Here is a 15,341-nt window from a genome sequence, read left to right on the forward strand (position 1 = left end):
CGGCCACCATCTACCCATTTATCCTTCACCATATAACCTTTAGAATCGACATAGTAACGACCGCCATCTACCCATTCATTCTTGGCCATCTTTCCATCTGATTTATAATAATAAGCTCCTACCCATTTATTGCGAACATGGCTGCCTTCTGATGGTAGATTAAGTTTTTGAATGGCATAGTTTGCTTCTTCTTTTGTAAATTTTCCAAACCAAGAAGAAGTTAGCCTGTCATAAATTTCAGTTTTTGAGATATTACTATATTTTCGATATTCTCTTGCTTTAGCTAAGGCATTTGCCTTATAATCTGCATTCAAGTGATCGATGGCATACTGCACTGCTGAACTTGAAAAACCATGCCACGTTAATTGCTCATAGAGAGCTTTTTTTGACATATTTGCCCACGAATTATAACTCTTTGCCTTTTCTAAAGCAGCATTGTACTGGTTCCCATCTGCTGGTTTTGGTTGCCGCACACCATCGTATCCTACATAGTAACGGCCACCATCTACCCATTTATCCTTCACCATATAACCTTTAGAATCGACATAGTAACGACCGCCATCTACCCATTCATTCTTGGCCATCTTCCCATCTGATTTGAGATAAGAATTTCCTATCCATTTATTGCGAGCAGAGCTTCCTTCTGCTGTTAGATAATAATAGGAACCATGCTTTTTATCATAAATCCAGTCACTTTTAACCTTTTTTCCATCAGAATCAACATAATAACGACCACCATCTACCCATTCATTTTTAGCTCTCTTCCCATCTGATTTGAGGTAGTAATTTCCTACCCAGCCAGACTGAACTTTAGATTGTGATTTATCCTGTTTAGGAGTTGTTTCTTTAGGTTTTGGTGCCGGCTTCGGCGCTGGTTTTGGTGCTGGCTTCAGCGCAGTTTTTGGTGCTGGCTTCGGCGCGGGTTTTGGTGCTGGCTTCGGCGTGGGTTTTGGTGCCGGCTTCGGCGCAGGTTTTGGTGCCGGCTTCGGCGCAGGTTTTGGTGCCGGCTTCGGCGCGGGTTTTGGTGCCGGCTTCGGCGCAGGTTTTGTATTCTCTTTTACAATCTTACCATTTTTAGACGCATCCTTTTCTTGAGCAGATACTTTCTGAGGCGAGAAAGGCAACACCCCCATTGTATCTGAAAAAGAAACAAGTGCAAGAGTAGTTGCTGCTAAACTTGTAACCAAAAATTTTTTTGATTTTCTCATAAAAATCTCCTTTAAATTTTTATTGTTTACGATTACATTATAACAAAAATATGTATTAATATATACTAAAAGCTATTAATAGCTAAAACTCACAATCCTATCACTTGCAACTCATACAAGCCTCTCACTGCATTACAGCCGTAAATAGCTTCTGCTTGGGCTAAATCTGCCAAGGTCAAGACTTTCTCTTCTACCTGTCCTCTTTCCAGCAAATGCTGACGATAAATTCCTGGCAAGATTCCCAGTCGGATAGGCGGTGTATAGAGTTTTCCAGTGATTTTCAGAACCAAATTTCCGATAGAGGTTTCAAGTAGCTCTCCAGACTTATTATGGTAAACCTTCTCTTGTTCCCCTAGGTTCAAATGCGGTCGGTGAGTCGTTTTGAAGTAGGTAAAGGCTTGTTTCAAATTGGCTTCCTGAAGGCAAAGTTGGGCCTGACAAAAGCTTGTACTGAGGGGTGTTAATACTTGGCGATCGACTTCTATCTCTCTAGATTTGCTAAGGCTGATTCGCAAGCGGTAATCTTGATTAGCATCACAAGCCTGACACTCTTCCTCTATCTTTTGTTTCAGTTCTTCTGGATCAAAAGGATAAGCAAAATAACGACTAGCTTTTCTCAGTCTTTCCAGATGTTGTTCTTCAAACAGCAAATTCTTATGGCTGATTTTCCCAGTAGTAATTAGCTGAAAACGAGCTTGTTTACGATAGAGAACAGCTGCCTTTTGATGAACCTCACGGTATTCAGACTCCCAAGTGCTATCCCAAGTAATCCCACCTCCAACTCCATAGATGGCTTTCCCTTGATGCAGTTGAATCGTCCGAATGGCAACATTGAAAATCCGTCGTCCATTTGGAAGCAAGAGACCAATCGTTCCACAGTAGACTCCGCGCGGTTGTGGCTCCAACTCCTTAATGATTTCCATAGTCGCAATTTTTGGAGCTCCCGTTATGGAACCGCAAGGAAAGAGAGAACGGAAGATTTCAACAAGGTCAACATCCTCTCGCAACTGACTCTTGATGGTCGAAGTCATCTGCCAAACAGTAGAATACTGCTCCACTTGACACAGACGCTCCACATGCTCACTGCCCACTTCTGAAATACGGTTCATATCATTGCGCAAGAGGTCCACAATCATCATATTTTCAGAGCGATTTTTGGGATCCTGTTCCAACCAACTGGCCTGCTCCAAGTCTTCTTGATCAGTCATTCCCCGCTGAGTCGTTCCCTTCATTGGTCGCGTTGTCAACTCGCGGCCATTCTGCTCAAAAAAGAGCTCTGGGCTCATGGAAATGACTGCCATCTCGTCATGTTCCACATAGGCATTGTAGCCTGCCTCCTGCTCTACCACCATACGATTGTAGATGGCAAAAGGATTGGCAGACAACTCCTGCTTGAGTTGGACTGTGTAGTTGACCTGGTAGGTGTCTCCCTGCCGCAAATGATGATGTATCTGTGCAATCGCCTTTTCATAGTCTGCTGCAGACGTCACTTCCTGCCAATTTGAAGGCAAATCAACCTCATCATAAGTCAGAGGAATAGGGGAAGTTTCTACGCTATCATGAACGGTAAAATATAGCAGATACTCTGCCAGTAAAGGAGCTTTATGAACTGCTAATTTCTCCTCAAAAGCAGGTGCAGCCTCGTAGCTGACATAGCCCACCACATAATAGCCTTGCTCTTGGTAGCTCTCCACTTGTGCCAGCAAATCTTCCACTTCTGCTAAATCTCTCGTTTTTAACTCTTTAATGGGCTGGGTAAAGGTGTATCTCTCCCCCAAAGCTCTAAAATCAATCACTGTTTTTCTATGCATATCTTAAGTATAGCACAAAATAAGAAAACCCTCATCCGCAAAGCAGATGAGAGATTTCGATTATTTAAAGATTGAAGTTTTAAAGCTGTTTGTTTGTTGAAGAAGTTTTTTGAATAATTTCTCTTTAAGTGATACAGTATTATCAAATTTAACTGATCCATTTTTAAGAGTTGCTTTATCTTTATCAACGGCAGCAGCAAATGCATTCTTCAAGTCTTCGTAACTACTGTATGTAGTACCGTCAATTGTAACAGGGTTAAATCCTGCTTTTGCTTTATCAACAACTTCTTTGAAGTATTCTTTCTTCCAATCTTCTAGACTACTAAATTTACCATCAGAAACTTTCTTAATGATGAAGTCATCTCCTAGAGTAGCATGACCTGCTTGTTTAGACTCATTTTTCAGCATGTTAGAAGCGTAGTTTAAGAATCCTTTTTCATATCCAAAGTAACCCCACATACGGAAGGTGTTATGTTTGAATGACATTGCTCCTGGAGCACCTTCACTCGTATTACCACCATAGATACCAGCTGTAATTGGTACAGTTACATAGGCAGAGCCAAATCCAGTTGGATCATACTGACCATTACCAGGACCGTGCTTAGTCATGAAGTTTTTCTCTACTAAGTCGTTAACAGATGTTAAATTATATTCTTTTTCTTCTGCATTTAAATCTCTAACGTTGTCGTATTGGTTCTTCGTATTAGCTCCACGAAGTTGCTTATCTACTTTCTTGAACCAAGCGTTATTTAGTTCTTTACTGTGTTTATCGATTACAGCTTCTCCTTCAAGGTAATCAAGAAGCATTAGAGTATCGTTGAAACCTTTCATATAATGATCGATTTCTGCACGAGATGCAAGATCGTTTGGATTAGTGTTGTACCATTGGTTTCCATCGTTTGGACGTTCGTAGGCCATGTTCAATCCTAGTGCTTTAAAATCGCCGTTTGGACTTGTTTCAGCAGGTGATTGTAACATACCTTGTGCAAATGCTTCTAGGTCAGTACCTTCACGGTGTCTTGAACCGCCTAAGTAAACCATACGGTCATTTACGTGAGTTGTTTCGTGAGTGAAGGCTGAGATACCAAAGTCACTAATCATATCAGTAACCATGAAGAAGACTGAATCATCCTTATAAGGGTTACCGTAAATACGAGCTACAGCTCCCATACGCCAGTCAGTAGCATGATAACGACCTGTTGGTCCGTATAATTCACGGATAGGTGCTACATCCTTACCACTGTTCGTATGTCCGTATTTATCTGTGCTGATGCCTTTATAGTTTTGGTTATCTAACACAGGAGTTGGTACCATGTTGTTGCTCTTAAGTAGTTGATTACGAACTTTATCTAATGATAAACGAGACCAGAAATCTAGGTAATTTTGTTGACCTTTAGCGACTTTATTGATTTCAGCTTTGAATGCTTCACGTTCGGCTTCAGTATTCTTACCGTATTTCTCAAATGAACTGTATGCCATAGTGTTATATGTTGAGATTAAGAACATATGCGCATCTTTTAAGTTAAGAAGTGGTAAAATCATCTTACCGTGCATGTCGTTATTTAATCCTTCGTATGCTCTATGTTTCTTATCAGCAAATTCAGGAGTTGTTGTTTTAGGTTCAACGATATATACATTATCTTTAGTAGCTTTTATGAACCAATCGTTTAAGTCTGTATCACTTGTGAATAGACGCATATTATAGTCTAAGAAACTGTTTAACTCGCCTATACCGATAACTCCACCGATCGTTTCGCGATAAGCTTCTAAAGTTCTATCACCTTTAATGTTACTTTCTTTAGAACCAACCTTAATCAAAAAGTCTAACACACTAACATTCTTACCATAGAAGTCAGGTTTAAATAACATTAACTCTTTAATATTAAAGTCATCGAATTTAACTCCGTAGTAACGGTTGAGGTAAGACAAACCAAGAAGAACTGCGGCCTTATTGTCATCGATTTTCTTAATCAAGGCACGTTTAGCAGCCTCATCAGTGTTAAGCTGGTGATCTTCATTTTCCACTAACTTCGTAACGAATTGATTAAGATTATCTTTAACATACTTGAAGCTTTCTTCTAAGTACAAATCTTTAATTGCATTGACTTTGTTACCACCAGTTCTACCCAAGTGTTGGTAAATCGGGTCAGATTGCAGTTCAACTGGACTTAACTTACTTTCAATAGCGCTGATTAAATCTGCACGATCTTTAACAACCATGTTTGGTGTATAAACGACTTCACCCAATTCAGCCACGCTGTATTCTTTAACTTGTTTCACTTGAGAATCTTTAGGTGCAATTGTAAAGATATCTTTTGTCTTATCTGCGTAGTGAACCATAATATGGTCAGCATCTGTAAGGTCTGTGACAAAGTCATTGCCTTTCATTGCAGTTACAGACAATACTTCTTTAGTCATTAATGGACTATCAGCGGCTAATTTATTTCCTTGATTTACAATCCATTCTTTGTTGTAGAACGGTTGAAGTTTTTCGATGTTACGGTAAGCAAGCTCACGAGAAGCATTGTAATCTTGAATGTCCTTGTAAGTGTCAGATTTTGGTTTTACATTATTTAGTGTATCTGAAACAAGAGGATTGATAACATAATCATTAGCTGTAATTCCTAATGTTGCAATTTTCTTATCTGCTTCTTCTTGAGAAACCTCTTTAATTCTATCAGAGGTAGAGAATCTAAATGAACGCTTACCTGTACTTACATCTTTAACTATAAAGTTACGTTCTAATGCATTGTTTGAGAAGTAACCATCATCTTCAGCAATATCTTTAGATCCATAGAATACTTCACCATTTTCAACTTTCATCATAGACACAGAGTCAGCAACTTTACCCCATGCCCAGTTTTTACTGATGAATCCACCTGTTTCAACAGGATCTTTTACTTTAATAGTTCCTTTTGTAACAGCATTACGGACAGCCCCGTATTTACCAATTCCGTTAGGGTCACCACTGTTGTCCGTTCTAGCAACAAGACCACCGATACGAGCTTTATTAGCTACCATATTAGCATTTACATAAGCTTTATCTATATTACCTTTCCAAAGCTCTCCGGCAATACCACCGAAATCCCAACCTCTGTTACCAACACCAGTAAGATTGCCGATGAATGCAACATTTGTTAATTGAGCTCCCGTATCTCCTTTATTAATAATACCAGCAATTCCATCTCTTCCAAGAATGCTACCAGTTACTTTAATATTTTCAACCGTAGCATTTTTAACAGTTCTAGCAAGAGCAGAAATATTGTCAACCCAAGGCATATTAATATCAACATTACCTAAGTTAATGTTTTTAACTGTACCGCCTTCAACGTTATCGAATAACTGACGAGCCATATTATGAATGGTATATTGTTTACCGTCAACACTTGTTAAAGTTCCGCTAAATTTACCAGGTACATATTGTTTATTCGGAGTTGGTACATTTGCTGCATTCAAATCTGCACCAAGTTTAAAGGTACCACTTGGATTAGCTTTCATAGCCGTTACTAGGTCGTTAAAGCTATAATATACATCACCATCGTGTGCTTTTTGTTTTTCAAAGTAATGGACATACTCTTCGCTAAGTGTGTTGTCAGCATTCCGTTGAATCAAATCAGGTGCTTTGGCAGTGACTTTGTATAAAGTTTTTCCGTCTTTTTCTACTTCTTCAATCTTGTCAACAGCCAGTCTTGTTATTTTATTGTCATGAGTGGTCACTCGTAAATAAAGCGGAGCAAGATCAGTTGGTTTTTCTGTCAGCAAACTAGTATCTGTTTCATTACCGTCAGCATCCACACTCATCAAGCTTGTTTCTTTGATGTTTTTGATTTCAACTTTTTTGAGGTCAATTCTTAGCGGTTCTTCTTTCAGAACTTCTTCCTCATCACCCTCACCACGGTCATAAACCATCTTAGTTTTAAGTTTATAATCCTTGTAGTACTGCAAATCTGTCAAGGTCGTTGTCAAGTCGTCTGGTGAAACATTCAAAGTTTTAACAATTTCATCACCCTTTTTCAGAGTTAGAGTGATAGATTTAATGGCTGCTTTACTTGGATTTTCCAAATTATAACGAATTTGAGATGAACGTTTCAAATCATTAACATCAACAAGTGACAAACTTAAGATTGGTTTTTCAAAGTTTTTAGTTCCTAATTTGACGATACGATCTTGGTCTAACTCCAGAACCTGTTCCACAATTTTAGGTGCTTCTTCAGTTTTTAAACCTTTGATAGTTTTGTAAGTCTTGGTAACTTTTTTCTGCCCATCTTTTCCTTCTTGGACAGTAACTCTTTCACCCTTTTTCAGTTGGTCATCTTCTTTAAGAACTTCCTTAAATGGAATCTTTTCAAGACTTTCTTCCACCAGAGTTCCTTCAATTGGTTTTGTCCCACGGCTTATTTTTTTAGTGACTGGTTCTTTGACAACAGTAGTTGTTGTATTTAAAACTTGGTCAGTCTCAACACCTTCGAGAGTCTTATAAGTCGTTTTGGTAATTTTACTGCCCTTTTCTCCATCTTGAACTACAGTTTCTTCATCCGTATATTTGGTTGGATCCTCGATAATTTCTGTCTTATAGTCAATCTCAGTAGTAGTTTCTTTCGTAACCGCTCCCTCAGTTACTTTGTACTCAGGTAACTGTTCTTTTATAAGGGCTTGACCTGCTTTACCTTCCTCTTGTGTACCTTTTACTTCTACTTGGGCTTCTGGTAATTTTGGCTGTGTGAGAGCTTGACCTGCTTTGCCTTCCTCTTGGGTACCTTTTGCTTCAACTGGAGCCTCTGGTAGTTCTGGTTGTGTTAGAGCTTGACCTGCTTTGCCTGCCTCTTGGGTTCCTTTTGCTTCAACTGGAGCTTCTGGAAGTTCTGGTTGTGTTAGAGCTTGACCTGCTTTGCCTGCCTCTTGGGTTCCTTTTGCTTCAACTGGAGCCTCTGGTAAGGTTGGTTGCGTTAAGGCTTGACCTTCTTTGCCTGCCTCTTGCGTTCCTTTAGCTACTTGATGCGTTGGTTCAGCTTGTGGTACTGGAGTTGGGGCAGGTTGCTCTTCTTTCTTAGTTCCGACTGCAATGACTTGCGAAACAGGATTTTGAACCACTTGGTCTTCGATGACTTCTCTAACTTCTTGACCATTAACCATCGATACTTTGGTTACAAGGCGACGCTGACCATTTACTCCAGCTGTGACAATACGAGTCTGTCCTTCTGCTAGATTGGTATATGGGCTTGTGACTGTTTCAAAAGGAATATCCACTAAGCTCTCTTCCAGTCTTGTCTGAGGTTTCTCAGAAACTGGTGTTTCTTGAACTACTTCTGTCTTCTCGATTTCATTTGCACTTTGCTTTTCTACTGGCAACTGAGGCTTCTCAGCTGAAGCTGGTCTTGATGGGTGAAGTTCTGCTTCCTTGAAGTAACCAATGTATTCATAGCCATCAATGTGTATAATCCCTTCAGCCAAACCTTCATGTGTAGAGGCTGAAATAGTTTGGTTATAAGAAAGTAACTCTTTATTTTCAAACGCAAATGTGGTGAAAGGAACAAAGTTGCTTGCACCAATCGAACTAATTAATAAGACACCAAGCACCTTACCACGATGTTTTTTAGAGATTAATAAAACAGCCAAAGAAGCCGTAGCCAACCCTATACCAGCCAAGGCTAATTCTTTACTCCCTGTATAAGGAAGTTCTTGGTAGGTACTAACTTTCTTTCGATACACTGCATAGATAATATCATCCTCTTGAAACTCCGAAGGGACTTCATGGTGAATTAAGGCTTTTTCAGACTCGGTCAATTCCTGCTCCGCCAAATATCGGTAATGAACACTATGAGCACCACCCACTTCATTGGCTTGCACCTTATCTACTGAAAGGGTACTAGCACCAAAAAGGAAGGCCCCGATAGCTACAGGACCTACCCCAACAGTTAGCTTACGAATCGAATATTTTGTGATTTTTTCTAGTTGTTGTTTTGTTTTTCTCATTCTTATGACTTTCTAATAGAATCTTGTGGATAGTGCGCACGCGCACCTCCAATTAATTTTGGACGGCTAGCAAGAGCCGTTACATGGGCATGCCCAATTTCTCTCAAAAGAGGGCGAATCGGAACCTGAACATGATTGACATGCATGCCAATTGAGGTGTCTCCGATATCCAATCCAGCATGAGCCTTGATAAATTCAACCTCAACTGGATCTTGCATAAACTTGAAGGCTGCCAACTGACCTGACCCTCCTGCATGAAGGGTAGGAAGGACACTGACGATTTCCAGACCAAACTGCTCTGCCACCTGACGTTCAACGACGAGGGCCCGATTGACATGTTCACAACCTTGAACAGCTAGATGAATTCCTTTTTCCTCTAAGATATCTAGGATGGTCTTCACAATGATTTCCCCAATTTCTTGACTGGATTCCTTGCCAATCTGACCACCTATCACTTCACTAGAAGAAAGGCCCAAAACAAAGATAGATCCTTGCTTCAAATTGGCCTTTTCTAATACATCTTTTACAATCTGGCTTGTTTCTCTTTGAATGTCTTTTTCCTTCATACTTGATACCTCTTTTGTCATTATCTATCATATCGTTTTTTCTACTTTTTAGCAAGATAGACAACCTAGAAAGCTTGCCCAATTACGCATAAAACTCCCAGAATTGACTGGGAGTTAGCTAGTTTCTATTCTATTTATGTATATTTCAACTGTCGTACCTTTTGAGGGAATAGAATCAATCTTCATTTGGTAATCTTCTCCAAAGTGAAGTTTGAGCCGTTGGTCAACATTTTGAAGACCAACTCCCCCACGTTTGAGTTGACTTTGACTACTATCGCTAGCATCTTGGAAACCAACCCCATCATCCTCAATACGGATGACCAATCCTGAATCCTGTTTCTGAACAGAAACTCTAATATGTCCCTGACCTTCCTTCTCCTTAATGCCATGGTACAGGGCATTTTCTACCAAGGGTTGTAACACCAACTTTGGCAAGACTAGCTTATCAAAGGCAGGATTTTCATCAATTTCGTATTCCAGCTTATCTCCATAGCGTTGTTTTTGGATAAAGAGATACTGGCGGACATGGTTGATTTCGTCAGACAGGGAAATCAAGTCCTTGCCTTGATTGAGCGCCAAGCGGAAGTAGGTCGCCAAGGACTTGGTCACCTGAACTACTCGCTGACTATCCTGAAATTCTGCCATCCAGATGATGGTGTCCAAGGTGTTATAGAGGAAATGCGGATTAATCTGGCTCGACAAGGCTTGAAGTTGGTACTGACGGGTCGTTTCTTCTTGCCTGCGAATAGCTGCCATCAGCTGATCAATCTGATTCAACATGGCATTGAACTGGCGAGTCACTTCTCTCAGTTCATGGGCACCAGTTTCCTTGGCACGAAGATTCTGATTACCAGAAGCAATCTCCAGCATGGTTTCTCTCAAGTCATTCAGAGGAGCAATCCAGCGCTTGAGACTGAACCACACCAAGCAGAGACAGGCAAGAAGAGATGTGACACTGGCTCCAAGCAAGGTCCACATGAGTTGACTCCGAACCTGATCTAACTTCTCCAACGAGGACACACCAAGCACCGTCCAATCAGTTCCAGCAATCCTTTCCTGACTGACGTAGGATTTGTGATCTGGAGTATAACCCTGCCCTGTCTCAATGTAAGGTTTCATGGCCTCCATTTCACTAGATGAGCTATAAACTGTGTGTTTAGGATGGTAAACAAATTCATGATTTTCATTGATGATAAAGGCAAAGCCCTGCTGACCCAACTGGAGTTGGTTGAGATAGGCTTCCAGAGTTTCATAAGAAATATCCAAACGAAGCACGCCCAGATTAGCTCCCTTTGCATCAACAAGTTCTTGAGTGACAGAAATGACCCACTGACTATCTGATTTACGAGCTGGTGTCAAAACTGGCTTAGCCCCCTGATGAATGGCCTTTTGATACCATTCTTCAGCCATCATATCAGAAGAAGTTTTCATCTGCACACTGTCATCTGTAGAAATGACCTGACCGGATTTAGTCACAAGAACAACAGTTTTCAAGTCCTGGTCTGCCTTCAAGATAGTCAAAAACAGATCTCGAATTCCCTTGACCTTGTCTTGACTGGGATTCTCAGCATAGGATAGGACATCCGTCTGCTGGGTCAAACTAGTAGAGGTGGTTTCTAATTTTTTGATATAAGACTGGATAAAGTGGCTAGTCTGACTGATAGTCGTTTGGCTATTGCCTTCAATAGTAGCCTCAATGGCCGAGGAACTAGATTGATAGTAGAAAGTCCCAACCAGAGCTAGGAGAATGAGAAAGACCAGAAAGATGGAAATAACCATTCTGACTAGGAGAGAAGAACGCTTCATCGGCCTTCTCCCTTCTTAAACTGACGAGGTGTCACACCTGCAATCTGTTTAAAACGTTGGGTAAAATAGTTCATATCTTCAAAACCAACTTTCTCTGCGATCTCATAAATCTTCAGATCTGTAGTTAAAAGCAAGAGCTTAGCTTGTTTGACACGTTCTCTCACCAGATAATCCTGAAAAGGTAGGCCCAACTCTTTCTTAATCAAAGAACTCAGATAAGTCGGACTAAAGCCCAAGTCACTGGCCAAAGACTTTAAACTAAACTGACTATCAGCCAGATGGGACTGGATTTTCTGGGCCATGTTTCCTTCAAACTTATCGGTTAATAAATCTTGTAACTGCTCTTCTTTCTCTTCCTTATCCAACTTTTGCTTGATTTTCCCCAACATTTCCTCAATATCCTGACGAGAAAAGGGCTTAAGCAGGTAGTCATCCACACCGAGTTTGACAGCAGACAGAGCATAATCAAAATCATCGTAACCAGTTAAAAAGACCAAATGAACCTGAGGATAGGTTTCTCGGACCAGACTGGCCAACTGGATGCCATTTAGCTGAGGCATGTTGATATCGGTTAAAATGATATCCGGCACCTGCTTTTGTATCAATTCCCAAGCCTGTCTTCCATTTTCAGCCTGACCGATGATTTCCATATCGTAGGCTGCTACATTGACCAGTTTGGTCAAGCCTTGTCTTACCAGATATTCATCTTCTACGATTAAGATTGTGTAGGTCATGCTTCTCTCCTTTGTCACTTACTAGTATCAGTATAGCAAAATTCTCCTCTAACTGCTTAGGAAAGCCCTCTTAATCAACATAATCTAGTAAATAAGCGTAACCTTTTTCTTCCATTTGGTCTTTGGGAATAAAGCGGATAGAGAGACTATTAATACAGTAGCGCAAGCCACCCTTGTCCTGTGGTCCATCCGTAAAGACATGGCCAAGGTGAGAATCTCCAACTCGGCTCCGAACTTCCATACGCGTCATATTGTAAGACTTATCTTCCTTGTAGGTGGCAACATCTGGACTGATGGGTTGGGTAAAACTAGGCCAACCACAACCAGACTCAAACTTGTCCTTTGATGAAAAGAGGGGTTCGCCAGTTGCCACATCCACATAGATACCAGATTCAAATTTATCCCAGTAGCGGTTTGAGAAAGCCCGTTCTGTTTGATTTTTCTGAGTAACTGCATACTCCTCAGGTGACAAGGTCTTTTTCAATTCTTCATCGCTTGGTTTGGGGTATTTGCTGGCATCGATGACGGGATAGGCTGCCTGATTGACATTGATATGGCAGTAGCCATTTGGATTTTTCTTGAGGTAGTCTTGGTGGTAATCCTCTGCCACTACAAAATTCTTCAAGGTTTCCTTTTCAACTGCTAGAGGTTGGTCGTATTTATTAGCCACCTCATCAAAGACTTGGTTGATTACCTCTAAATCCTTGTCATCTGTGTAATAAACACCAGTACGGTACTGGGTTCCCACATCATTCCCTTGTTTATTTTTGCTGGTTGGATTGATAATGCGGAAATAATGAAGCAGGATTTCCTTGAGGGAAATTTGCTTGGCATCATAGGTGACATGGACAGTCTCCGCATGACCTGTTTGGTTAATCAATTCGTACTTGGTTTTTTCCCCTCTACCATTTGCATAGCCTGAAACAGCATCCGTTACTCCGGGAACGCGTGAGAAGTATTCCTCCACTCCCCAGAAACATCCTCCAGCTAGATAAATTTCATGCAAGTCTGCATCTTTACTAATTTCTGTTTTTTTCACTGTTTTTCCTCCTTGGCTAACTGATGCTTTCTCAATTTGCGAGCTATCTGTCTGCCCTGCATTTCGCATCAATAGAAAATAGAAACCGGTTATGGCTAGGAAAAAGATTCCTGCCAAGACAAACAATTTTACTTTATCATTCATGACCTTTCTCTACCCCATTTCTTTCAATGTCTTTAAAATCATATCCTTATCCATAAAACCTGGTTGCGTTTTGACCAGCTTACCTTCCTTGTCTATAAAGGCTTGAGTTGGGTAAGAACGAACACCATAACTTTCCAATAGTTTGCCTGACGGGTCAATTAGAACTGGGAAATTTTTATAATCCAAGCCCTTGTACCAGTTCTTAAAGTCCGATTCTGCTTGTTCCCCCTTATGTCCTGGTGACACTACTGTCAAGACCACATAATCATCACCAGCATCCTTAGCAATTTCGTCCGTATCAGGAAGACTGGCTAGACAGATGGAACACCAAGAAGCCCAGAATTTGAGATAGACTTTCTTTCCCTTGTAATCAGACAAGCGGTAGGTCTTGCCATCTACTCCCGTCAGTTCGAAATCAGCAACCGCCTGACCTTTAGTAGCAGTTTGCGCACTGACTTGTTCTGTTTTGGTTTGCTCCTTCATAGTAGATTCGTCTGGCATGTTTTTAGCCGAACAGGCTGCCAAGCAACAGATTGATCCGACTCCAAGGAGACATGTTTGCCATTTTTTCATTTCTTCTTCCTCTCTATTCAAATAATCTTGTCAAAATAGAAGCATTTCCTAAAAGCACCAAAATTCCCATTACGATTATGAGGAAACCACCCACTTTTTTGAGGGTTCCGAGGTAGGGATGTAGTTTTCGGAAATGTTTCAAAACATAGCTGGAGGCTAAGGCTAGAACCAAGAATGGTAGCGCCAAACCTAACGTGTACACCAACATGAGACCAGCTCCCTGCCAAGCACCTGAGCCACCTGAAGCCGCCAAGGCCAAAACAGAACCAAGAACCGGCCCTACACAAGGCGTCCAAGCAAAACTAAAAGTCAACCCCAGTAAAAATGCCTGACTATAGCCCTTACCCTTTTGCTCCTGTCTCTTTAGTTGCAGCCTTCTTTCCTTGTAGAGTCCCTGAAAATGTAAGATTTCCATCTGGTGCAAGCCCAAGAGAATGATAACTGCACCCGTCACATACTGAAACCAAGAAGCATACAAAAGGTCTCCTAAAAAGCCAGCGCCATAACCCAGTAGGATAAAGATAAAGGAAATCCCCGCTATAAAAGCTAGAGTTCGCAATAAACTAACAACTGAGATTGAAAATTTGCCACTAGAAATCTGAGCACCATCTTTATCATCCAACAAGACCCCTGCATAGACCGGTAACAAGGGTAAAATACAAGGAGAAAAGAAGGAAAGAATTCCAGCAAGAAAAACACTGATTAAAAAGATTATATTATCCATTGCCTTCCTCCATTCTTTGATTTGATAGGACTATTATAGCCCTAAAACTCCAGAAAAAACAGGGACAATGATAGGGAAAAATAGGAATTTAATCAGGTTATGTAAAAAATGGTTCAAAAAAAGCCAGACAAGGTCTGACTTTGATGGAAACTGAAAAGAAACTTCACTAGTCTTCCATACTTATCTGATAATAAATAAGGTCCGCAAGATAGCCTTTTCTCTCTACACCATTGGTAATAGTCTTTAGATAGGACATTCCAGCCTTCTCCATGACACGACCTGAAGCTGGATTGAGACTAGCATATCGTGCTCTGACATCTTGAAAACCTGCTTGAGTAAAACAGAAATCCAAGACAGCTTTCAAGGCCTCCGTCATTATACCATGACCCCAGTATTTCTTGCCTAACACATAACCAATTTCACAAGAAGAATCGTTATCATCTATTGCAACTATGCTGATATCTCCTATAACTTTCTCCGGATTTTCTTTGAGGCAAATGGCCCATTTGTAATAGTTGGGATTTGCATAGGAGGCAATCCAATTACGAATCGAATTTCGAGTCACCTCGACATCATAATGGGGATCCCAAGTGACATAGGTCAGATTTTCAGCGGATGAAGCCCAATTCTGAAACATAGCTTCTGCATCACTTTCCACAAATCTTCGCAAGGTTAAACGCTCTGTCTGTAATATTTGCGTACCGATTGCTTTCATGACTCTACCTCGCTTTCTGATAGATGATTCTATGTCCAACCTCAATTT

Annotated in this window: 10 protein-coding genes; all 10 read right to left on the reverse strand. The window is 40.7% G+C overall.

Annotated features, from left to right (window positions below):
• On the reverse strand, positions 1–1,208 hold a 1,208-nt coding region (locus B7696_RS05015; protein ID WP_084862579.1), incomplete at its 3' end, for an Ltp family lipoprotein.
• A gap of 89 nt (positions 1,209–1,297) precedes the next feature.
• Positions 1,298–3,019 carry an aminodeoxychorismate synthase component I gene (gene pabB, locus B7696_RS05020; protein ID WP_004261863.1) on the reverse strand — a complete coding sequence of 574 codons (1,722 nt, stop codon included), beginning with the start codon at positions 3,017–3,019 and terminating at the stop codon, positions 1,298–1,300.
• 60 nt (positions 3,020–3,079) lie between these two features.
• Positions 3,080–8,992, reverse strand: a complete 5,913-nt coding sequence (locus B7696_RS05025) for a ZmpA/ZmpB/ZmpC family metallo-endopeptidase (RefSeq protein ID WP_084862510.1) — start codon at positions 8,990–8,992, stop codon at positions 3,080–3,082.
• Positions 8,993–8,994: 2 nt separating this feature from the next.
• Complete coding sequence (locus tag B7696_RS05030) at positions 8,995–9,558, reverse strand: TIGR01440 family protein (protein WP_192856285.1); 564 nt, start codon at positions 9,556–9,558, stop codon at positions 8,995–8,997.
• Positions 9,559–9,672: 114 nt separating this feature from the next.
• Complete coding sequence (locus B7696_RS05035; RefSeq protein ID WP_084862513.1) at positions 9,673–11,364, reverse strand: cache domain-containing sensor histidine kinase; 1,692 nt, start codon at positions 11,362–11,364, stop codon at positions 9,673–9,675.
• Positions 11,361–12,098, reverse strand: a complete 738-nt coding sequence (locus B7696_RS05040; RefSeq protein ID WP_004261873.1) for a response regulator transcription factor — start codon at positions 12,096–12,098, stop codon at positions 11,361–11,363. Before B7696_RS05040 ends, B7696_RS05035 begins: the two co-directional genes overlap by 4 nt.
• A 70-nt stretch (positions 12,099–12,168) precedes the next feature.
• Entirely contained in the window at positions 12,169–13,281 is a 1,113-nt protein-coding gene (gene msrB / locus B7696_RS05045; RefSeq protein ID WP_084862515.1) for a peptide-methionine (R)-S-oxide reductase MsrB, read from the reverse strand.
• 9 nt (positions 13,282–13,290) lie between these two features.
• Positions 13,291–13,854, reverse strand: coding sequence for a redoxin family protein (locus B7696_RS05050; protein ID WP_084862517.1), 564 nt, complete (start codon positions 13,852–13,854; stop codon positions 13,291–13,293).
• A gap of 13 nt (positions 13,855–13,867) precedes the next feature.
• Entirely contained in the window at positions 13,868–14,578 is a 711-nt protein-coding gene (gene ccdA2, locus B7696_RS05055; RefSeq protein ID WP_084862518.1) for a thiol-disulfide oxidoreductase-associated membrane protein CcdA2, read from the reverse strand.
• A gap of 166 nt (positions 14,579–14,744) precedes the next feature.
• A complete protein-coding gene (locus tag B7696_RS05060; RefSeq protein WP_084862520.1) occupies positions 14,745–15,293 on the reverse strand; it encodes a GNAT family N-acetyltransferase in 549 nt (182 codons plus the stop codon).
• Positions 15,294–15,341: the final 48 nt, after the last annotated feature.

This window comes from Streptococcus mitis (assembly GCF_002096815.1).
Taxonomy (GTDB): domain Bacteria; phylum Bacillota; class Bacilli; order Lactobacillales; family Streptococcaceae; genus Streptococcus; species Streptococcus mitis_AD.